The sequence below is a fragment of the Glaciecola nitratireducens FR1064 genome, assembly GCF_000226565.1.
Lineage (GTDB): Bacteria > Pseudomonadota > Gammaproteobacteria > Enterobacterales > Alteromonadaceae > Glaciecola > Glaciecola nitratireducens.
The window spans coordinates 443,017-464,388 of record NC_016041.1 but is presented as its reverse complement, the minus strand read 5'-3'; the positions used below and the strand labels follow the sequence as shown (position 1 = coordinate 464,388).

17 protein-coding genes are annotated in these 21,372 nt (G+C 42.9%); 10 read left to right on the top strand and 7 right to left on the bottom strand.

The window, feature by feature from the left end; translation table 11 throughout:
- Window positions 1–94: 94 nt before the first annotated feature.
- Entirely contained in the window at window positions 95–859 is a 765-nt protein-coding gene (locus tag GNIT_RS01985; protein ID WP_014107451.1) for an exodeoxyribonuclease III, read from the top strand.
- 70 nt (window positions 860–929) lie between these two features.
- Here GNIT_RS01985 and GNIT_RS01980 read toward each other — a convergent pair whose 3' ends face one another.
- The 6 genes from GNIT_RS01980 to mrcB form a co-directional block, all read right to left on the bottom strand.
- Window positions 930–2,009, bottom strand: coding sequence for an NAD(P)-dependent alcohol dehydrogenase (locus GNIT_RS01980; RefSeq protein WP_014107450.1), 1,080 nt, complete (start codon window positions 2,007–2,009; stop codon window positions 930–932).
- A 148-nt stretch (window positions 2,010–2,157) separates the two neighbouring features.
- Complete coding sequence (locus tag GNIT_RS01975) at window positions 2,158–4,890, bottom strand: cation-transporting P-type ATPase (RefSeq protein ID WP_014107449.1); 2,733 nt, start codon at window positions 4,888–4,890, stop codon at window positions 2,158–2,160.
- A gap of 397 nt (window positions 4,891–5,287) precedes the next feature.
- On the bottom strand, window positions 5,288–6,145 hold the full coding sequence (locus GNIT_RS01970) for an alpha/beta hydrolase (protein WP_014107448.1): 858 nt from the start codon (window positions 6,143–6,145) through the stop codon (window positions 5,288–5,290).
- A gap of 264 nt (window positions 6,146–6,409) precedes the next feature.
- Window positions 6,410–7,726, bottom strand: a complete 1,317-nt coding sequence (amt, locus tag GNIT_RS01965; RefSeq protein WP_041246263.1) for an ammonium transporter — start codon at window positions 7,724–7,726, stop codon at window positions 6,410–6,412.
- Between the two features lie 30 nt (window positions 7,727–7,756).
- Window positions 7,757–8,095 (bottom strand): P-II family nitrogen regulator, encoded by a 339-nt coding sequence (gene glnK / locus GNIT_RS01960; RefSeq protein ID WP_006011141.1) that lies wholly within the window; start codon window positions 8,093–8,095, stop codon window positions 7,757–7,759.
- Between the two features lie 249 nt (window positions 8,096–8,344).
- Window positions 8,345–10,678: a penicillin-binding protein 1B gene (gene mrcB, locus GNIT_RS01955; RefSeq protein ID WP_014107444.1), complete on the bottom strand. Its 2,334-nt coding sequence runs from the start codon at window positions 10,676–10,678 to the stop codon at window positions 8,345–8,347.
- A gap of 400 nt (window positions 10,679–11,078) precedes the next feature.
- Here mrcB and GNIT_RS01950 point away from each other — a divergent pair, with 400 nt between their 5' ends.
- The 7 genes from GNIT_RS01950 (at window position 11,079) to GNIT_RS01920 (ending at window position 17,857) form a co-directional block, all read left to right on the top strand.
- Window positions 11,079–11,318, top strand: a complete 240-nt coding sequence (locus GNIT_RS01950) for a hypothetical protein (protein ID WP_014107443.1) — start codon at window positions 11,079–11,081, stop codon at window positions 11,316–11,318.
- A gap of 19 nt (window positions 11,319–11,337) precedes the next feature.
- Complete coding sequence (locus tag GNIT_RS01945; protein WP_014107442.1) at window positions 11,338–13,155, top strand: PHA/PHB synthase family protein; 1,818 nt, start codon at window positions 11,338–11,340, stop codon at window positions 13,153–13,155.
- Window positions 13,156–13,313: 158 nt separating this feature from the next.
- A complete protein-coding gene (gene phaR, locus GNIT_RS01940) occupies window positions 13,314–13,745 on the top strand; it encodes a polyhydroxyalkanoate synthesis repressor PhaR (protein ID WP_014107441.1) in 432 nt (143 codons plus the stop codon).
- A gap of 164 nt (window positions 13,746–13,909) precedes the next feature.
- Window positions 13,910–14,638 carry a phasin family protein gene (locus GNIT_RS17600; protein WP_014107440.1) on the top strand — a complete coding sequence of 243 codons (729 nt, stop codon included), beginning with the start codon at window positions 13,910–13,912 and terminating at the stop codon, window positions 14,636–14,638.
- 35 nt (window positions 14,639–14,673) lie between these two features.
- Window positions 14,674–15,024, top strand: a complete 351-nt coding sequence (locus GNIT_RS01930; protein ID WP_014107439.1) for a phasin family protein — start codon at window positions 14,674–14,676, stop codon at window positions 15,022–15,024.
- 173 nt (window positions 15,025–15,197) lie between these two features.
- Window positions 15,198–16,415: a polyhydroxyalkanoate depolymerase gene (locus GNIT_RS01925; protein WP_014107438.1), complete on the top strand. Its 1,218-nt coding sequence runs from the start codon at window positions 15,198–15,200 to the stop codon at window positions 16,413–16,415.
- Between the two features lie 179 nt (window positions 16,416–16,594).
- A complete protein-coding gene (locus tag GNIT_RS01920) occupies window positions 16,595–17,857 on the top strand; it encodes a lytic murein transglycosylase (protein ID WP_049786915.1) in 1,263 nt (420 codons plus the stop codon).
- Between the two features lie 160 nt (window positions 17,858–18,017).
- Here the strand turns inward: GNIT_RS01920 and phbB are convergent, their stop codons facing one another.
- Window positions 18,018–18,740: an acetoacetyl-CoA reductase gene (gene phbB / locus GNIT_RS01915; protein WP_014107436.1), complete on the bottom strand. Its 723-nt coding sequence runs from the start codon at window positions 18,738–18,740 to the stop codon at window positions 18,018–18,020.
- Window positions 18,741–19,040: 300 nt separating this feature from the next.
- Between phbB and purU the strand changes: the two genes are divergently transcribed.
- Together purU and GNIT_RS01905 are read left to right on the top strand one after the other, a co-directional pair.
- Entirely contained in the window at window positions 19,041–19,889 is an 849-nt protein-coding gene (gene purU / locus GNIT_RS01910) for a formyltetrahydrofolate deformylase (RefSeq protein ID WP_014107435.1), read from the top strand.
- Window positions 19,890–20,462: 573 nt separating this feature from the next.
- A complete protein-coding gene (locus GNIT_RS01905; RefSeq protein WP_014107434.1) occupies window positions 20,463–21,290 on the top strand; it encodes a bacteriorhodopsin-like in 828 nt (275 codons plus the stop codon).
- Window positions 21,291–21,372 lie beyond the last annotated feature (82 nt).

The following is a 21,372-nucleotide window of genomic DNA, read 5'->3' as shown; positions in this document are numbered from 1 at the left end:
AAGCTTATCAATTAGTTAACAAAACTTGGCATTGGCTCGCTAATCTATACAATATCCACCTGATAATAATGAAGCGGTAGTTTTGGAGAACTCGATGAAGCTAGTATCTTGGAACGTCAATGGCGTTAGGGCAGCAATCAAAAAAGATTTTTTACAGTCTATGGCGTCTCTTGACTGCGATGTCCTTTGCCTGCAGGAAACCAAGGCGCAGGACGAACAAGTGATTGAAGCTCTGTGTGAGCTAAATGGCTATCATATATTCACTAACTCAGCGGTAAAAAAAGGTTATTCGGGTACCAGTATCATTACTCGCATCCAACCCATTGACGTCACAAAAGACATGGGCATCGAAGAGCATGATCAAGAGGGCCGCGTGTTATGTGCAGAATTTAGCGATCTTTATTTAGTCACCGTTTACACTCCAAACTCAGGCAATGACTTGAAGCGCTTGTCTTATCGGGCGCAATGGGATGCCGACTTCCTGAGTTACATAAAAAAACTTGAAGAGAAAAAGCCGGTCGTGATTTGCGGGGATTTAAATGCAGCGCATCGCGATATTGACTTGGCTCGACCAAAGCCAAATTACAATAAAAGCGCAGGGTATACACAGCAGGAAATAGACGGCATCGACAACCTTGTTGCCGCCGGTTACGTGGACACTTTTCGTTATGTCCACCCTGAGAAGGTAAAGTACAGTTGGTGGAGTTATCGAGCAGGCGCTAGAGAACGCAACGTGGGCTGGAGAATTGATTACTTTTTAGTATCTCCCAAATTACAGGGACAGATCCACGACGCTGAAATTCATAATGATATTCATGGTTCGGATCACTGCCCTGTTAGCGTGCAACTGTCGATATAGAAACACGCCATCAATTCTGAGTTAATCTTTTGGCTGCTCTCGATTAAGTTGACAGCACCTCCCCATATCGTCAAAAAGGCGATATGGCAACTTTAAGAACACCGTCTCTTTGATTGGCGAATAGTTCATAAGCATCTTCTATTCGGTCAAGCGCATAACGATGAGTAATTAAAGGTTTGAGATCGATGCGCTCGGCGGCAACGACATTCATAAGTCTGCGCATTCGCTCTTTCCCTCCAGGGCATAAAGAGGTAATTATTTTGTTGTCCCCCAGCCCTGCATGAAAAGCATCCAGTGGGATAGTGAGATCATTAGCATAAACCCCTAGGCTGGACAAAGTGCCCCCAGGTTTAAGTGAGCGCAGACCATTTTCAAAAGTCGATTGTAGCCCCAGAGCTTCAATAGCAACATCGACGCCTCGACCCTGAGTGATGCGCATGATTTCTGCAACAGGATCAGCTTTGTGATAATCAATCACAAAGTCAGCCCCTAATCGACGCGACATTTCCATACGTGCTTTGACTGTCTCAACGGTAATAATGGTGGTCGCACCGCGTAGCTTAGCTCCTGCAGTTGCACACAGTCCTATTGGTCCTTGTGCGAAAACCGCAACGGTGTCCCCGATCTTTATGTTGCCTGATTCTGCCCCTGCAAAACCAGTAGACATGATATCAGGGCACATGAGTACTTGTTCATCGCTTAGTCCATCGGGTATCAGAGCTAAGTTAGCCATTGCATCTGGAACCAACAAAAACTCAGCCTGTGCTCCGTCAATAGTGTTGCCAAAACGCCAACCACCAAGTGCTTTGATACCGTGCCTGCAGCTTCCTCCGTCTTGTGAATGCAGTCCATCGAGGCAAGCATGAGAATATCCACTAGGGCATATCGCGCCAGCAATCACTCGCTGACCTTCCTCGTATCCCAAAACATTAGCGCCAAGCTTTTCTATCACACCAACAGGTTCGTGCCCTATCGTTAAGCCCTTTTCTACGGGATATTCTCCCTTAAGGATATGAATATCGGTGCCACAAATGGTAGTTGTGGTTACTCTTATAAGAGCATCATTTGGTCCTACCGCTGGAATTGGCTTGTCATCCAAGACTATGCGTCCAGGTTCAACAAAGACAGCCGCTTTCATCATCTGGGTCATATCAAATTACTCCATGGTTTTATATTGCCCATTCACTGCTGAAAGTAGCATATTCACTTATTGAGTCTTTGATCCACGTCAAAAATGTAATTGGCTCTTACCTTTGAATAGTAGGTGATTAGTGCGGTGTGCACTTGAGCAGCAAACATCAAGCCCTTTTGGTGCGCTGGAGCGCTAGGCGAAGTTGTTTTTCGACCTCAATAATAGTAAATAGCGCAACACCGATACCTAAGACGAGAACACCGTCCCAAAATGGAATGGCTTCAGTAGCAAATACTGATTGTAGGGTTGGAAGATAAGTAATGGCAAATTGTGCGGCTGTAACTGCAATTACCACCATCCAGACCACTTTTGTGCCGCGTACAGCTTTCCAAGTAAGTGATGTACCATAAATGTTACGAATGAAAAAAAGATGAAAAATTTCCATTACTACAAGCGTATTGAGGGCAATAGTGCGAGCAAGTTCGACAGAATAATTTTGGTCGATGGCATAATGGTAGGTGCCAAATACACCACACAGAAATAAACAAGATACCAACACAATATGCCATACTAAATCATTAGTCAGCAGAGGCTCATCGCGGGCTCGGGGTGGCCTGCGCATGGTGTTTTCTTCAGTTGGCTCAAACGCCAGTGCTACACCTAGCGTGATAGCCGTAATCAAGTTAACCCAAAGGATCTGAATAGCGGTGATCGGCAGTGTCATCCCCATAAGCAATGCCACAATTATAGTCATTGCTTCCCCCGCATTAGTTGGCAATGTCCAACTAATGACCTTTTTAATATTGTCATAAACAGTGCGCCCTTCCCGCACGGCAGCTACAATAGATGCGAAATTATCATCAGCTAGCACTAATTCTGCAGCTTCTTTCGCGGCTTCACTGCCTTTTTGTCCCATCGCGATACCTGCATCAGCTCTTTTGAGTGCAGGAGCATCGTTAACACCATCACCCGTCATTGCGACCGTAAAACCATGAGATTGTAATGCCATTACCAAGCGCAACTTTTGTTCAGGACTTGTACGCGCAAATATATCGCAGTCTATTACTGCCTGTCGCAGAGCTGCATCATCAAAGCAATCGAGGTCTGAGCCGGTTATCACGGTCTCAGCATTTTTCAGACCAATCTGCTTGCCAATTGCCGATGCAGTTTTAGTGTGGTCACCGGTAATCATTTTCACGCGGATCCCGGCAGTACCGCATTCGGCAATTGCGCTAATAGCCTCGTCTCGAGGGGGGTCGATCATTCCTACCATGCCTAGTAGAGTGAGTTTGTTTTGTATGTCTGCATGCTCCAGAACCGTATTGTTTGAAGGTGCTGATTTGACCGCAAAAGCAAGTACTCGCTGACCAAGGGCAGCAATGGATTCAAGCTCATCATTCCAATACGCCGCATCCAGAGCTTCTGTTTTTCCATCTGTTGTGCGCTGATCGCAGCACATGCTCAAAATCTTTTCTGGTGCCCCTTTCACGAATACCCAAGCATGTCTTTCATGATCGTGATTTAGTGTAGCCATAAAACGATTTCGAGCATCAAAGGGGATCGCATCGGTTCGTGTCCATGTGGATTGTTCGTGAGAAATGTCGGCGTCCATTTTTCCGCTAAAAGCTAGCAACGCTCCTTCCATGGGGTCACCTTCTGCTAACCACGTGTTTTCATGCTGCCGAAGCGCGCCATCATTGCAAAGAATCGCTGCACGGGCGAGTTCTTCCAGCACCAAATGTTCGGCTGGGGAAACATCTCTGTCGTCTATTTTTAGTACACCTTTTGGTTCGTAACCACAGCCTGACATGTTAAATAGGTGAGGATGAGTCAAGACTGAAGCCACCATCATTTCGTTGCGTGTCAGTGTGCCCGTCTTATCGCTGCAAATGACCGATACTGCCCCAAGCGTTTCAATGGCAGGTAACCGTCGCACAATAGCGTTGCGCTTCGCCATTGCCTGAACCCCGATTGCCAATGTTATCGTTAAAACTGCAGGTAAACCTTCGGGGATTGCGGCGACAGAGAGTCCGACGACGGCCATGAACAATTCTGCGAAGTCGCGATGCTCTACAAAATAACCGAAGGTGAGTAGCAGAAAAGCGATGATGAGAATCAAAACGGTCAGCCATTTAGCGAATACACCCATCTGCGTAACTAAAGGCGTTGTTAGTATTTCGACTTCAGAAAGCAGCCCGCTGATACGACCGATTTCAGTCTCTGCTCCAGTTGCAATTACCACTCCTTTGCATTGGCCACTGGTGATTAGAGTACCGCAAAAAGCGACGCAAGAACGGTCACCAAGAGGCAGCCCTTCAGCAACCGGCAGTGTTTGCTTTTCTACAGACAAGGACTCCCCTGTCAGAATAGCTTCTTGCGCCGCCGCGCTGTGCGCACTGAACAATCGTAAATCAGCGGGCACCTTATCTCCTGCCTCTAGCAACACAATGTCCCCAGGAACCAATTTTTCACCATCAATTGCTAGTTGCTTTCCATCACGAATGACTCTGGCCTGAGGAGCTAACATATGGCGAATAGCGTCCATGGCTTGTTCGGCTTTCCCCTCCTGAATAAAGCCAATTATCGCATTCGCAAGGACAACCGCCAATATCACTGCTGAATCAACCCAATGTTGAATAAACGCAGTGATTGCGGCTGAGGCCAGCAATACGTAAATCAAAATATTATGAAATTGCATCAGCAATCGCTTAAAAGCACTTCGTTTTGCTGCTTTTGGCAGACAGTTAGCGCCGTAAGTTGCCAGTCGCGCGTCGGCCTCTTGTTGGTCTAAGCCATTGACTGATACATTTAGATGCTTGAGACACACATTTGCAGGAATGCTATGCCAAATAGGATGAGATAATTTGGAAGTAGTCGAATTGAACGTTTTATCAGTCATTTACCTACCTTGGCCCCTGCTTTAGAATCATTAGATATCAAAAATAATAATTGCAGGAAAACGAGTAAATTTAATGACCTGTATCAATATATTGGATGCTAAATACGTTTGAACCTAGGCGTGAATGCTCTCTGTATCTGACCTTAGTTTCACTAATCAATTGCGCTTTGTTGATAATCGAGATTCTGATCTCGTGTTAATTGCCACATGAGTTGAGAATGATTTATGGAGACTTAACGTAAGGCCTCCCACCTATCTCCAAATAAGCTTTTAGTTACTCACTTAACCCCTCCTTGATGTGGGTATTAAAATCGATTGTTATTACTCAAAGTGACTAGATGTTGTTTGTATGGCTAATCAACTTTTATAGTCTTCAACTCAAAAGACTGTTGCTCTATTACAGGCTCTTAAAAAACCAGTCAATGTCCTCTGCGACATCAACGCTATCCGCAAACCAAGGATGTAATTTAAGTAGTATTTTAATATGCGTAATATTGCTGTTATATACTATCGACTGATGCTTCACGTTTTCTTTTTTTAACGCTTCTGCCATTATTTCTTGATTAAACACACCTACCGTTTTATCTCCGCTGCCATGCAGTAAGATCATGGGGGCTTCGTTTCCAGTCACGTACTGAGCAATCTTCATACTGTCAAAATTTTCCTTGCCAAAAATGTTGATATACTCTTGGGCCTTCGGGGTAAAGTTATAGGGCCCCGCAACGCCCGCAACTCCTTTTATGAAACTTTTACTTTCACCTGCTTTCTGCAAATATTGGGTATCTGTTGCCGCCATCGCTGCAATATATGCACCTGCTGAATGGCCTACAAGAAAGATTTTTTCAGCGCTGCCTTGATATTCGCTAACATTATTCTTTATCCACACAATCGCCTTAGCACCATCTTCAACAAACTGCGGAAATTTTCCTTGAGGATAAAGCACATAATTTGGGATAGCGACGGTGTAGCCTTTGCGAACAAAGCTGTCCGCAATAAATTCAAAATAGGCTTTATCTCCCCAAGACCAGCCACCACCAAAAAAGAAAACGATGACCGGCGTATTTTCGTCGGCATCCCGGGCTCGATAAATATCTAGTTTTTGCCACGATTCACCACCGTAAGAGATGTCACGGCTAATATTATAAGAATGGGTTAAGGAAACACCCGTATTTAACAAGCGTAAACCCGTTGCTGCAGCGTCAATGAACAAAGCGACAGAGAATATAATGAGGGCAGGCAACAGAATGAAGAGCATGAATTTTTTCAAATTGAATATCAGTAAACGTGAGACGAATAGTATGTTTATGTATGTTGAGAACGCTAAGATCATATTGCGTTGAAATATAAGGACTATAAGTTGGATGATACGAAAAGCCCCGATAAATCGGGGCTTTTTGCTAAAAATAACTATTGGCGTGTACTTATTGTTATTTTCACGCCAACTTGTGCTTCCCTGCTTCGTCCTTGAGCTTTCTTCATAGAGCTAGCTATCCATAGCCGGCTCTTAAACTAGCGTAGATTAGTTTTGACGGCTAGTAGTAAAGTCTGGATAAGCTTCTAAGCCACACTCACTCATGTCTACGCCTTCAAACTCTTCTTCTTCAGTAACTCGTATGCCAATGATGGCTTTAAGCGCTAGCCAAACAACTAGGCTCGTCACGAATACCCAGAAGAAGATGGTCAAAGCACCGACAAGCTGTCCGACAAACGTTGCACCACCCGTTCCACCGCCAGCTACATCAACAGTTAACGGATTAGTAAATGGCACCAACATAAGACCTAAGAAGCCAACAACACCGTGAACAGAGATTGCGCCCACTGGATCATCAATCTTCAGCTTGTCTAAGGCTAAAATGCTACCTACCACTAAAATACCACCCAAGGCACCGAACAATGTAGCCTGCAGAGGAGTCGGTGTAGAAGGCTCTGCTGTGATAGCTACCAAACCAGCTAATGCGCCGTTCAATGCCATCGTCAAATCCGCTTTACCGAAAAGTACTCTCGCTAGCAATAACGCAGCAACTAAGCCACCTGCTGCAGCCATATTAGTATTCATAAACACTACTGCAACCGCATTTGCACTTTCAACGCTTGCTGTCGCTAAAACCGAACCACCGTTGAAACCGAACCAGCCCATCCACAGTATGAATGTGCCTAAAGTAGCTAATGGCAAGTTTGCACCAGGGATTGCGTTAACACGGCCGTCTGCGCCATATTTACCTTTACGAGCGCCAAGCACTAATACACCAGCCAATGCTGCAGCAGCACCTGCCATATGCACAATACCTGAACCAGCAAAGTCTGAGAAACGGAACGCAGGCATCCAGTCAGCAGCAGCATCTTCTGGTACTGGTGCGCCTAAATTAAACATACCAAATACGTCAGCGCCGCCCCATGTCCAAGAACCAGACATTGGATAGATGAAAGCCGTTAACACGACCGCAAACGCTAGGAATGCCCAAAGCTTCATACGCTCAGCAACCGCGCCAGATACAATTGACATTGCTGTTGCAACGAAAACTACCTGAAAGAAGAAATCAGCTGATGGTGCGTAAGCTGCTGGATCTTCAGCACCGGTTGCGCCGTCACCCATTATGCTTGAAAGGAAAAACATATCGTCGCCACCATACATTATGCTGTAGCCGCATATCATGTACATGATGCAAGAAATTGCATACAGCGATACGTTTTTAGTTAATATTTCAGTGGTGTTTTTAGCGCGTACTAAACCCGCTTCTAACATAGTAAAACCTGCCGCCATCCACATTACTAGTGCGCCACAGATTAAGAAGTAAAAGGTATCTAATGCATACCCAAGTTCGAATGTGATTTCCATTTTTGTTCTCCGGTTATCTGGCTGCGCGACTTACAGAGCGTCAGCGTCTGCTTCGCCAGTACGAATACGCACTGCTTGTTCTAAGTCATAGACGAACACTTTTCCGTCACCAATTTTGCCTGTTTTCGCTGCGCCAACAATGGCTTCAACCAAACGCTCAACTTGATCATCATTTATTGCGATCTCAAGCTTCACCTTAGGTAAAAAATCAACTTGATACTCAGCGCCACGATAAAGCTCAGTGTGACCTTTCTGACGACCAAATCCCTTCACTTCGGTGACAGTCAAACCGTCAATACCGATTTCAGAGATAGCTTCACGAACATCATCAAGCTTAAATGGCTTAATGATTGCGGTGACTAATTTCATAGTATGCTCCTGCGTAATTCAAAAGAAATAGTGTAGTTTCGATTTACTATTCAAGACCAGTGCCAACACTTAATAGCTATATATATCAATTAGATAAGGGTTTTTAAATTACCATGAGCACACAAAAAAGCACCATAATGGTGCATTTTCAAATATTCGCCCCATAAGGACGCAAGTGACTTAAAAAAATAAAGGGGTCAGTGTTAATTAAATTACAGCTGATACATTAGGCAGGAAATAAAGACGAGATTACTCTCCGAACAACTTCTCCCAGAACGATTTTTCCTTCTTTTTAGGCTGCATTCTAACAGCAGGTTGGCCATCACAGCCGCGAGCATTTTCGGGAAGCGCGCTGAGTATTGCCGGCACACTTAAAATATCACCACATCCTGGCGCTGAAAGCTCGCCTGTTTTTGCATCAAAATGCGCAATGCCAAGCCCATCAGGAAATCGTCGAGATAGATTTTTGGGTGACTGTTTCTTCTGAAACGCAATAAAAACCTGCATTGCGCCACTTGCACCCGATAAGTTAACAGGTGCATTGTCGTCTGATCCCATCCACACGCTGGTCACTAAGTTTCGGTCAAAACCCGCAAACCAACTGTCTCTATAATCATTTGTAGTGCCGGTTTTTCCTGCCATATTTATGTTTGGAAAAGCCTCTCTTACCGCTTTTGCTGTGCCTTCAAGCGTCACTTTATGCAGTGCGTAATTCACTAAATAAGTAGCCGACTCATCAGCTCTAATTTCACTTTCTACGTCGCGCAAATACAGCAATTCATTTTCGTTTGATGTCACCGCGGTCAAACTATGCAGTTGATTCATCACGCCATTATTAGCAATGGTTTGATACATTTGGTTAACCTGCAGTGGAGATAAATCGATTGCGCCTAGGGTGAGCGCAGGGACTAAGGTTATTTCCTTATCTACGCCTAAGCGATTAATTGTGTAAGCCACTTCTTCTAAGCCAACAGCCATGCCTAGCTTTACGCTTGGCACATTATAGGATTTGGTTAAGGCCTCAATTAAAGATACTTGGCCACGAAACTCTTTATCAGAATTTAAAGGCTCCCAGTACTTACCGCCAGTGCTGCGCATTTTGACTGGCGTGTCTTCAAGCATTGTCGCTAAATTATAATGCTCAGGGTCCTCTAATGCTGACAAATACACCGCAGGCTTTACCAATGAACCAATCGGACGATAGGCATTCAAAGCACGGTTAAAGCCGCTAAATCCAGCTTTTTTACCGCCCACTATGGCTCTAATTTCACCACTCTGAACATCAGATACAACCATTGCGGCTTCTAGGTCTGGTTGTTCACGTTTTTGCGCAATACGATCAACTTGTTCCTTCACTGCCGCTTCCGCACGACGCTGCGCGTTTATATCGAGGGTTGTGTAAAGCTTAACGCCCGATAGCTGCTCCGCACGACGGCTAATCACAGCGTTGAGTTCATCACGTACTTTGTCCATAAATGCCGGATGCTTGCCACTCGCTAAACTTTCACTACTCGCTGTGTTCAGCGGCGCCGCGACAAAACCAGCGTATTCGTCGCTGTTAATTTCATTTGCTTCAAATAGTAAACGCAACACGATATTACGTCTCTCTAACGCTCGTTCAGGGTGCTTACTGGGCGAATAGAACGAAGGCCCTTTTACTAAGCCTATCAATGTTGCTATCTCAGGAGTATTGAGTTCAGGTAGTGGTTTGTCAAAATAGAAATGACTCGCTAAACCAAAGCCATGCACTGCAACAGCACCATTCTGCCCAAGGAATACCTCATTTATATAAGCATTAATAATTTCTTCCTTCGAATACCTAGCGTCTATGACTACTGCCATGACGGCTTCTTTAGCTTTTCGAATATAGGAGCGCTCTCGGGTCAAAAAGAAATTTTTAGCTAGCTGTTGAGTTAATGTGCTGCCGCCTTGCACCGTTCTACCAGCCACTATATTGGCAAAAAATGCGCGGATGATCGATGTTGGTGCAACACCGTGATGCTGATAAAAATCGCGGTCTTCAACGATCACCAAGGCTTTTTGTAACAGCAAAGGAATGTCGTCTTTGCCGACCAGCATCCGATCTTCGTCGAGTCCACTCACAAGACGAGAAACTAACCAAGGTTCTAAACGCGTTAATGCAATCGACTTCGCTGTTGGATTCGCACCTTTACCTATTAAATATTCGATTTTAGCAATTCGCTCGCCTTGCCAAGTGATGCGGATATCTCGCTCTGGTTCATAACCATTTGGAAAATGAAACGCTCTACGTTGGATGCGAAGTTGATTTGAGTAGGTCTGGTATTCACCTGTCAATTTCGCAGCGCTAACCCGCCGATATCCCAACAAGCTTAATTCATCTTTAACTTCCGCAATCGTAATCTCTTGCTTAACTTGCAGGGTTAATGGCCGTGCGAATATTTGCGCAGGCACCTGCCACTTGTTCCCTTCGAATCGTTGTTTTACTTGAGCATCAACATAAATCACATAGGACACAGAGGCAGCTAAAGCAACAATGAACAATTTCCAAAAATGGCGTTTTAGCCATCGAAAGGGCAATAGAGGTAATTCTTTTATCTTCAAAGCGTTTTTGTTCTCTTCATAAGTGTTGATTGAGTTTTGATGAGTGTTTATTCAATTTATGTTCTGTGCATTCTAGTGATAAGTTGCCGCATTGTAATTGTATATTGTCTCGAAGCGAGACGTTTTATTCATCCTGTTAGTCATACACCGTTAAAATAAAAGAGGGCACCGCTCTGTTAAGCATGACTACGCACATGAGAATGTATAATTAACCTACTACAATAGTCGAAAACTATAGACATTGTTTAGGCTGCGGCATAGGCTAAAAGTTCAGCAATAATAAAAAACGCTATCGTCGTTATTATTTAGGCCGGCTGTTTATAGAAACGTTATCGATAAATACGCTGTCTAGGTGTACTACGTTGCTTATTTTGCAATGGCTTACTCTGAAGGAAACCCTATGAAAGTCAAAATAGAATTGGAACTGAGCCCCGCCGAAGCACGCGAAATTTTTGGACTTCCGGATTTTAGTCAACTGCACACGAGCATAACAGAAGAACTAGCAGAGAAATGCGCGCAGGATCCACAGAAAGCCTTTGAAACATTCATTAAACCGTCACTAGAGAACGGACTGACGGGCTTTACCGCGTATCAGAAAATGATGGAAGGTTTTTTAAAAGGGCAGAAAAAGTCCGACTAGCATAGAATGGAGAATGAATATGAGTACGGATGAAACTGAAGTTTTAGCCTATATTGAAAAATATGCAACCGTATTTAACGCCTTGGCTCAAGAGGTGTTAACAAGAACAAATAAAACCGCAGAAGGCGCGGGCGCATCAGTGCCAGGCATGTTCGATCCGCAAAAGTTAGCGGCCTTGTTAAACGGCGATATTAAAGTTGACTCGAATAAGCTCATTCAGCAACAAATGCAGTATATGCAAAAACAAACCGACTTGTGGCAACAAGCATCTAAAGCAATGATGGGACAGAGCCTAAGCGATAATAACAACGACGAAAAAGCGTCTAACGCAGAAGCAAAAAACAAGTCCTCTGACCGCAGGTTTGCGCACAGCGATTGGGATCAAAACCCAGTATTTCGATACATAAAGGAATCTTATTTAGCTAATTCCGATATGCTCAGCAACATGATTGACGCGATTGAGTTCAGCGATGAGAAAGCAGCAAAGCAAGCGAAGTTCTTCACACGTCAATACGTGAATTCGCTTTCACCAACAAATTTCGTGCTAACGAATCCTGAGGTTTGTGAAGAAGTCATTAACAGCAAAGGTCAAAATTTAGTTAAAGGTATGCAGAACTTCCTTGAGGACTTGGAAAAAAGTCCCTTGGAAGCATTTAAAATGCGACAGTCTGACAGCGATGCCTTTAAACTAGGTGAAAATCTAGCATACACCCCCGGAAAAGTTGTTTTCCAGAATGAACTCATCCAGCTTATTCATTACACCCCCATTCAAGAAAATCACTACCAAGTACCTGTATTAATAACGCCTCCTTTTATCAATAAATATTATGTTCTTGATTTAGATGAAAAGAAGTCGATGGTAAAGGGCTTGCTGAACGCAGGGTATTCGGTATTCATGATTTCATGGGTGAACCCGACCTCAGAATTATCGGACAATGACTTTACGGACTACATGCGCAAAGGGCCACTCGAGGCAATTGAACAAGTAAAAGCCATAACAAAACAAAAGCAGGTTAATTTAACCGGTTTCTGTGTTGGCGGTACGTTATTGGCAATGACCGCCGCCTATTTGCGAGCCCTCGGTGACGAATCAATCGCATCACTCACCTTTTTAACGACCTTATTAGACTTTAACGAGCCGGGAGAAGTTGGAAATTACTTCTCTGAAGACATGCTGCCCATGATTGAACAAAACGCAGAACTTAAAGGCGTTTTTGATGGCCGAATAATAGGCATGAGCTTCAGTCTGTTGCGTGAGAACAACTTGTTTTGGTCATTTTTTATAGAAAATTACCTCAAAGGTAAAGACCCTGCGCCATTCGATATCTTGTATTGGAATAGCGACGCAACGAACATTCCAGCAGCATGCTTCAAACAATACATGCGCACCACCTATTGGGAAAACAAACTGAAAGACCCTGGTGCCGTGGTTATTGATGGAGTACCAATTGACTTAGGCAAGATTGATATGCCTAGCTACTTTTTATCTACGGTCGCTGATCATATCGTTCTGTGGCAAGGCGCGTATGAAGGGGCAAAACTAGTATCCGGTGACAGTCGTTTTGTGCTGGCTGGTTCTGGCCATTTGGCTGGTGTTATTAACCCCATTGAAGGTGGTAAATATCCACATTGGTTAAATGACGAATTGCCCGATTCATCACAAGACTGGTTTGATGGCGCGAAAGAGCACAATGGTTCATGGTGGCCGGACTGGCATCAATGGATGCAATCTACTTCTGGTAAAAAAATTAAAGCACCACAGCCCGGCCAAAGTAAACAACATCCGGCTATTATGGACGCTCCAGGAGACTACGTATTGAAACGCTTGGATGAATGAAAAGCGACACAACGTTGATGCTATAAATGAAAGCCAAGCAACTTTTTATTAATTAGGCTAGAATTTAAGGGCTCTTAATTGAGCCTTTTTATTTTGTACTCGTTTTTTGGGAGGGCTTTGCCTTACCTTTTGTTGTTTACTATTTCTTAGAGGTTATCTTGGTCGTCATTAAAAAATATCCGAATCGCCGTTTGTACGACAGTTCACAAAGCAAGTATGTCAATCTAGATTTTATCAAGACTCTGATAAACGATCGAACTGAGTTCAAAATAGTTGATTCAAAAACTGAAGCGGACATTACGAAGTCGGTACTACTGCAAATCATTAGTGAATCAGAAGCCAACGAACAACAGTCTTTATTAACTGATGTTTTGCTCAAACAGCTTATTCGATTTTATGATAGCGATATGGAAGTATTCGTTAGACAATATCTTGAACAGAGCATCGTGCAGTTCATAGCACAGCAAGATAAAGTTCAAGGGCTAATGAAAAATATGGTCGACAACAGTCCTATTGGCATGTTTTCAAAAATCATGGAGCAAAATATGTCAACCTGGAACCTGAACCCAAAAAACAAAAAAGACAACTAAATCATATAATTAATTGCAACACCTCTAAACTCACCTCATTCAAATGAAAAATATGTTGCAGTGCAGCAAAATATTTCTTGATCTTCTCTGGATATCGTATATTATTTGAACATGTCAAATGTTGCAACGCAGCAAAGCCTAATCAAATAAACAGGAGAAAGAGTATGTTTGGTCAATTTTCAGAACAAATGAAAAAGTCATCACAGCCAGTTAATGAGCTGTTAGCCGCTAATGTAAAAGCGATAGAAACTGTGACTAAGCAACAAACCCAATTTTTCTCTGGGCTAGTTGAAGACAGCGTGAAGTTAATGCAAACCGTTGCACAACAAACTGAAGTGCAAGGCGTTTTAGCTGCTCAGTCTGTATATGCAGAATCGGTAAGAGAACGCTTAACCAGCAACTCAAAAGTGACCTATAACACCGTCAGTGCAGTCTCAAAGCAGTACACAGATGTAATGCAGTCTGGTATCACAGCAGCAACTGAAGCAGCAAAAGAGAAAGTCAGTAAGGCCGTTGCACAAGGACAGCCAGTAAAGGCAGCGTCTGTAAAGGCTTCTTCAGTAAAAGCGGCGCCAGAGAAAAAAGCAGCGCCAGCGAAGAAGACCGCATCGAAAACGGCTTCAACTAAGACGTCGAAGGCAGTAGCTAAACCTGTTGCCGAAGCAGGAAAGACAACGCCGGAAAAACAAACGACCAAAGCAGCTACCAAGACGAAGTCAGTTTCAAAAACGGTAGCACAGGAGCCAGTAACGAAAGCAACGCCAGCTCCTAAGACTGCGGCGAAGCCAGTTGCAACGCTAAGTGCTGAAGAAGTAAAAGCACCGGCAAAAATTAAAACAACTGATGTTAAAGCAACACCTGAAAAGCAAACAGAAGTTGAAACAAAAGCGTAATTACCCCTTAATTTTCTAAATATTGGAGATATATCATGTTAGACCAAATGAATGAACAACTTAAAGAAACAATGAAGCCTGTTACTGAATTAGCGACATTAAACATGTCTACTCTTCAAGCACTAGCTGAAAAACAAAATGCACTTTTCTCTACGCTTTTAAGCGGCGGTGTTTCATTCGCTGAAACTGCAAGCCAGCAGAAAGACGTAACAAGCCTTGCTGAAGCGCAAAAAGCGTATTTAGAAGGTTTACAGCAGACAGTAACTGAAGCAGCAAAAGAAACGTATACCCTAGTTTCTGGCGCTCAAACTAAAGCTGGCGAAATGATCAAAGGCTTGAGTGAAGAGATGACTGCTAAAATGAGCGCGGCTGCTAAAGCTAAGTAATGAGCTCTATCTATACACACCGATACGGGTTGTATACTATATAAATCAACTCCAAGCGCAAGGATGTAATGGTCCAAGCACTTGGAGTTTTTTTTACCCAGCAAGAACTGTTGAGCTAAGTTATCTAGCATTTGCCCAACGCCGTTGCTGGCATTGAAGTACTAGGAGACGTGATGAATTATCAAGCATACGATTATTTTGCAAAAAGTGGACAGTTAATGAGTGAAGGTTTTCGCTTAGTTAATGAGCTTATTTCACATCCCAGCAACCCCTATTCGCACACTTGGAGCGGACGAATTGCAAGTGCCACGCTCGAATCAGCAATGAGAGTAACGCAACGCTATGACAAGCTGGGCTTTAATATCACTACAATTGATATAAAAGGTAAAGCAGTTAAGGTTCAAGATGAAATTGTATTCGCAAAGCCATTCTGCAACCTGATCCATTTTAATAAAGCAGGGCAAACTGACAAAGACAAAGTATTGCTAGTTGCACCGCTTTCTGGGCATCACTCAACCTTATTGAAGGGAACTGTGGAGGCCTTATTGCCAAGTCATGAAGTGTATATCACGGATTGGTTGGACGCTCGTGAAGTACCGTTAGAAGAAGGCCCGTTCTCATTCGATTGTTATGTCAGTTATTTGATTGAGATGATGAATCACTTAGGCCCAGAGACACATTTAATTGCTATCTGTCAGCCGACTGTTCAAGCGTTAATTGCAACCGCAGTCATGGCACAAGACAAAAATCCAAATATACCGAAGTCACTGACATTAATGGCTGGTCCAATAGATATCAGTAAAAATCCAACGCGCGTGAATGATTTTTCAAACGAGCATCCAATGAGCTGGTTTGAAAATGTCGCTATTATGAAAGTACCGGTTGGTTACCCCGGCGAAGGGCGTGAAGTTTATCCTGGATTTATGCAGTTAGGCGGGTTCATTTCTATGAACAAAGAAGCCCACATGAAAAAACACCAAAAATACTTCCAAAACTTACTGTTTGGTGAACACGAAGATAGCGAGCGCTTTAGAGCATTTTACGACGAATATATGGCAGTTCTTGATATGCCTGCTGAGTTTTATTTAGAAACGATTGAACGTGTATTCAAAAACAACGAACTAGCAAACAAAACGATTACCTACAATGGTAAGCCAGTGGATTTCAATGCAATTACCAACACTCCCCTGCTAACCGTTGAAGGCGCTGAAGACGACATTTGCGGTATTGGGCAAACTGAAGCAGCGCAAGATCTTTGTCAAAACATACCTAAAAACATGCGTAAACATCATCTTCAGCCGGGTGCAGGTCACTATGGAATATTTAGCGGTTCAATGTATCGTAAGAATATTCGCCCGTTGATTACTGAGTTCATTGATAAGTATTCCTAAGGTATTGTAAATCGCTATCGGCTTAACTACCTTTTAAGCAAAAATACAAAAAGTGCGAACTATCGCACTTTTTGTGTATTTAATGGTCTGTATAAGTAATAATCTCGTCTTCTAGTTTTGACTACGTTTGTATTCGTCAACGTAAATCACATTTTTTGTATTAGGGAATACTCAATATTATGTTTCGACCGCTTTCTCACATTAACAGGTCATTCAGGAAGAGAGGAGCAACTTTGCTTTCGTCTCTATCTGCGTTTTCAATTTTACTTTCAATAGCAGCACCGTCCCATGCGCAAACGATGGTTGAGCCTGCCGCCGAAAAGCAGCCTAGCTTTGCTGAATGTAAAGTCAATCTCGCAGAAATTGCGCTGCAACAAGGCGTGTCAGAAGCTCGTATAGCAGCTGAAATTCCAAACTTAACGCAAATTCCTAAAGTGTTGGAATACGATCGCAATCAACCCGAATTTGTTCAAACGTTCCCTAGTTACTACAGCGCAAGAGTCAATCAATGGCGTATTGAGAAGGGCCGCGAGGCACTCTCCGAGAAAAAAGAGTTTTTAGCTGAGTTGACCAGAAAGTACGGGATACCTGGTCATTATTTACTGGCATTTTGGGGGCTTGAAACTAATTTTGGCAATTATAAAGGCAAAATGTCTACACTTGATTCATTAGCTACACTGGCATGTGACCCTCGTCGCAGTGGCTATTTCACCGGTGAGTTAATGCTTGCATTAAAACTTATGGATCGCGAATCACTTAATAAAGAACAAATGATTGGGTCTTGGGCTGGGGCAATGGGACACACACAATTCATGCCCACCGCTTACATGAAATATGCGCTTGACGGCGACGGTGACGGCAAAGCCGATTTATGGAATAGTGAAAAAGACGCACTTGAGTCAGCGGCAAACTTTTTAAATAAACTAGGGTGGAAACCCGGTCTCCGATGGGGGCGTGAAGTAGTGCTGCCATCTGATTTCGATTATGCCGGTGTAAGTAACGAGAAAAAACCAATCAGTCATTGGGCAAAGTTGAATATTACAAAAGCCAATGGCAGTAGTGTCGGTGAATCAGATATTCCATCTACATTAATTGTACCTGCAGGACATGAAGGGCCGGCATTTTTGGCTTATCACAACTTTAACGTTATTTTACGTTGGAACAATTCTGAGTTTTATGGCATTGCGGTAGGTCAGCTCGCCAATCGTATTTTAGGCAACGATGAATTGAGCAAGCCACTACCAGAACTCCCTAAGTATAGCATTAGTCAAATGGCTCAGATGCAGCGAAAGTTAAATTCCATGGGTATTGATGTTGGTGGCGCTGACGGCATTATCGGCCCCGCGACCAGAGCTGGCATTCGTGAATTTCAAAGCCGAAATCAGTTGATTGCCGATGGGTTCCCTTCAACTACCACATTTAATGCGATACTCGAATTTTAGATATATCGCAAAAAGCTCGCTCATAAACAGAAAACTAAACTCAAAAACGGAGGCACTATGGCCTCCGTTTTTACTATTAATTTATCAGTTCAAAGCGTTGCCGCATTACAGCGGGTCTATCGCAAAGAGCAATGAGCCCTGCCAATGTATGCAGAACTGCTTAGTACATATGTTGACCGCCGTTTATAGACAATGTAGAGCCTGTAATAAAACCAGATTCGTCATCAACTAAAAAAGCCACGCTGTTGGCAATATCTTCAGGTTTTCCTAAACGACCAACTGGGATTGTTTTAATAATTTTCACCAACACTTCTTCAGGCACAGCTCGCACCATATCAGTGTCAACATAACCAGGTGCGATGGCATTTACCGTGATCCCCTTGCCCGCCCCTTCTAATGCTAAAGCTTTGGTGAACCCATGAATACCAGACTTAGCGGCTGCATAGTTAACTTGTCCATATTGACCCGCTTGACCATTTACAGAACCAACGTTAATGATGCGGCCAAACTCTCTTGCGCGCATTCCATCAATGACTGCACGACAAGTATTGAAGCAAGAAGACAAGTTAGTTTGAATAACTGCGTTCCATTGTTCAAAAGTCATTCTGTGCATTGTGCCATCTCTAGTAATACCGGCGTTGTTAACCAATATGTCAATCGGGCCATATTCGCTTTCAATTTTCGCTATGCCTGCAGCCGTTTCATCAAAGTCTGACACATCAAATTTTGCTGTTGGAATTCCGGTCCGCTCAGAAAATTCAGCTGCTTTGACATCGTTGCCGCCGTAGTTGGCAATAACTTTATATCCTTTTTCAAAAAGCTTTATACAAATCGCTTCACCAATTCCGCGTGTTCCACCTGTTACTAACGCTACTCTTGTCATATCCATTCCCTATTACCTGACGTAAATTACTAAATATAAAATACAGCGCCATCATTGTGCGCTATTTTTCGTGCTCATTCTTTAAGCTACATTTATAGTACAAAGTTCGGATGACAATAATGCGACTTTAGTCTTGCGGCTACATTTACCGCAAACTGGATTGACCTAGATCACAACGAAAACTGTCATTAAGCAAGTGCTATGTAGGTATACAACTAAAATTACTTACCAATTAAAAAGCACCCACGGTATACTTTATATCCAAAACATCACTTCATCAACGCAAAAGGAAAATTTGCTTTGCTTTCAACTTATCGTCTCGTTATCGACTGTCCCGACCAAACCGGACTAGTGGCGGCTGTTTCCCAATTTCTCGCAGAGCATGGTGCGAACATTCTGGAGGCTAGTCATCATACCGACCTGCAGCTCAATCGTTTTTTTATGCGCCACGAAATTGATGCGAAATCGATTGCCGTGGATCACGAGGACTTTGTAAATGCTTTTGGCAAAGTAGCTGAACGTTACGACATGCGTTGGAAACTCAGCGATTCTGAAAAAAATGCAAACGTAGCGCTATTGGCCAGCAGAGAGTCTCATTGCTTAATTGATGTGCTGCATAGATGGCACACCGGTGAGCTGCGGTGCAATATCCCATGCATTATTGCCAACCATGAAACCATGCGTGAGTATGCCGATTGGTATAAAGTACCGTTTCATTTTATTGATTTTACGGACAAAACAGCAGCGTTTAAGGAAGTTGAAAGATTACTCGAACATTACCAAATTGACTTAACGGTACTTGCCCGATTCATGCAAATTGTGCCAGACCACTTATGCAAAAAACTCGCAGGGAAAGCAATCAATATCCACCACAGTTTCTTACCTTCATTTGCTGGAGCAAAACCCTATCAGCAGGCATATGAAAGAGGTGTAAAGCTAATTGGCGCAACATGTCACTACGTAACTTCAGACCTTGATGAAGGCCCTATTATTGAACAGGAAGTATTGCGCATTAGTCACAGCGATTCAGCACAAGATATGGTACGAAAAGGAAAGCGTTGTGAAGTGAATGCGCTTGCAAACGGTATTCGATATCACTTACAAGATCGCGTTATTATTCATCAAACGAAGACTTTAGTATTTGCATAGCGACGCGTTGATACTGCGTGAATACAGTTAACCCGAGTTTCGCGTTTTTTAGTAAAAAATAAAAACCGCGGCGTAGCCTTTCTCAACCCAACAAATTAACACTTTATTTACAATCGACTCTTATTATCATCTTCTTATTCTGTTAATCGAGCGATACTTAATAATATTGCTCTCACCCTAAAACACTGGTGCGTGCATATTAGAAAGGATTTTTTTCAATTAATAAAAATGCTCTTTTATCAATATTATTGACTGCAAAAATCTCTTATTTTAATAAAATTAGAAGCTTAAGAGTCGTTATATGAGACTTTCAATTTGGAAAGATCAAATTTAAGTACGCCAATTTATATAGTATTTTAAATTTTATAGAAAACGCTATAAGCTCTGAATTCACTGAGGTATAGAGAAACGCGTCAAAAATTCTTTCCGGCTAACTTGTAAATTTATTGTAAATATTTCAACCAATTTTGTAATAGAGCGTAGAAATTTGTCATTAGAGCAACACAAGAAACAAGATCCTCTAATGAACATGTACCATAAAAATTTTTTTAAAGGATAAACAGAGAAAAAATTATGACTACAAAAAACGCTTATAACAAAACAAAAAGCTTCTCGCTGAGCAACGTCAGCGTCAATGTAAAAATGATGGTTACCGCATTATTTTTATTAATGTTACCCACCTTTGCAAGTGCCGCAGCTAATTTAGAATCCGACGATTTTGTTGGCATTTCGTTTTGGCTAATCTCTATGGCATTAATGGCGTCAACTGTATTTTTCCTTTGGGAAACGCAGGGCGTAACCGCCAAATGGAAAACCTCGCTTGTAGTATCAGCGCTAGTAACTTTCATAGCAGCCGTTCACTATTTCTATATGCGCGATGTATGGGTTGCTACGCAATCGACACCTACCGTGTATAGGTATATAGATTGGTTGTTAACAGTGCCACTTCTTATGATTGAATTCTATTTGATACTGCGTGCAATCGGCGTAGCATCTGCTGGAATATTCTGGCGTCTACTAATTGGTACTTTAGTGATGCTTATACCAGGATACATGTCAGAAGCTGGCTATTTAAATATTACAGTAGGCTTTGTAATCGGTATGTTGGGTTGGTTTTATATTCTATATGAAATCTTCTTCGGCGAAGCCGGAAAAGCTGCTGAAGCAAACGCGAGTCCTGCTGTAACATATGCATACAAAGCAATGCGTTGGATCGTGACGGTAGGTTGGGCGATATACCCAATTGGTTACGTGCTTGGTTATATGACGGGTACAGCTGACCAAGAAACACTTAACATAGTGTACAACCTTGCTGATTTGGTTAACAAGATCGCGTTTGGTTTGTTGATATGGTACGCGGCTACTAGTGAAAGCCAAAGCGCAGCAGAGAAACACGCTTAGAAATAAGCGCATATTATTCACTGGTCTAGCGAGTTTGCGGTTCCAACTTGGGCCCGCAGGCTCGCTCTCATATTAGAGTAAT

What these genes read in the sequence shown, in the direction of transcription:
- GNIT_RS17600 (WP_014107440.1), top strand. Translation starts at nt 13,910, where the DNA reads ATGTTTGGTCAATTTTCAGAACAAATGAAAAAGTCATCACAGCCAGTT.
- amt (WP_041246263.1), bottom strand. Translation starts at nt 7,726, where the DNA reads ATGGAAATCACATTCGAACTTGGGTATGCATTAGATACCTTTTACTTC.
- GNIT_RS01920 (WP_049786915.1), top strand. Translation starts at nt 16,595, where the DNA reads ATGTTTCGACCGCTTTCTCACATTAACAGGTCATTCAGGAAGAGAGGA.
- GNIT_RS01930 (WP_014107439.1), top strand. Translation starts at nt 14,674, where the DNA reads ATGTTAGACCAAATGAATGAACAACTTAAAGAAACAATGAAGCCTGTT.
- GNIT_RS01945 (WP_014107442.1), top strand. Translation starts at nt 11,338, where the DNA reads ATGAGTACGGATGAAACTGAAGTTTTAGCCTATATTGAAAAATATGCA.
- glnK (WP_006011141.1), bottom strand. Translation starts at nt 8,095, where the DNA reads ATGAAATTAGTCACCGCAATCATTAAGCCATTTAAGCTTGATGATGTT.
- GNIT_RS01925 (WP_014107438.1), top strand. Translation starts at nt 15,198, where the DNA reads ATGAATTATCAAGCATACGATTATTTTGCAAAAAGTGGACAGTTAATG.
- GNIT_RS01905 (WP_014107434.1), top strand. Translation starts at nt 20,463, where the DNA reads ATGACTACAAAAAACGCTTATAACAAAACAAAAAGCTTCTCGCTGAGC.
- GNIT_RS01970 (WP_014107448.1), bottom strand. Translation starts at nt 6,145, where the DNA reads ATGCTCTTCATTCTGTTGCCTGCCCTCATTATATTCTCTGTCGCTTTG.
- GNIT_RS01985 (WP_014107451.1), top strand. Translation starts at nt 95, where the DNA reads ATGAAGCTAGTATCTTGGAACGTCAATGGCGTTAGGGCAGCAATCAAA.
- GNIT_RS01980 (WP_014107450.1), bottom strand. Translation starts at nt 2,009, where the DNA reads ATGACCCAGATGATGAAAGCGGCTGTCTTTGTTGAACCTGGACGCATA.
- GNIT_RS01950 (WP_014107443.1), top strand. Translation starts at nt 11,079, where the DNA reads ATGAAAGTCAAAATAGAATTGGAACTGAGCCCCGCCGAAGCACGCGAA.
- GNIT_RS01975 (WP_014107449.1), bottom strand. Translation starts at nt 4,890, where the DNA reads ATGACTGATAAAACGTTCAATTCGACTACTTCCAAATTATCTCATCCT.
- phbB (WP_014107436.1), bottom strand. Translation starts at nt 18,740, where the DNA reads ATGACAAGAGTAGCGTTAGTAACAGGTGGAACACGCGGAATTGGTGAA.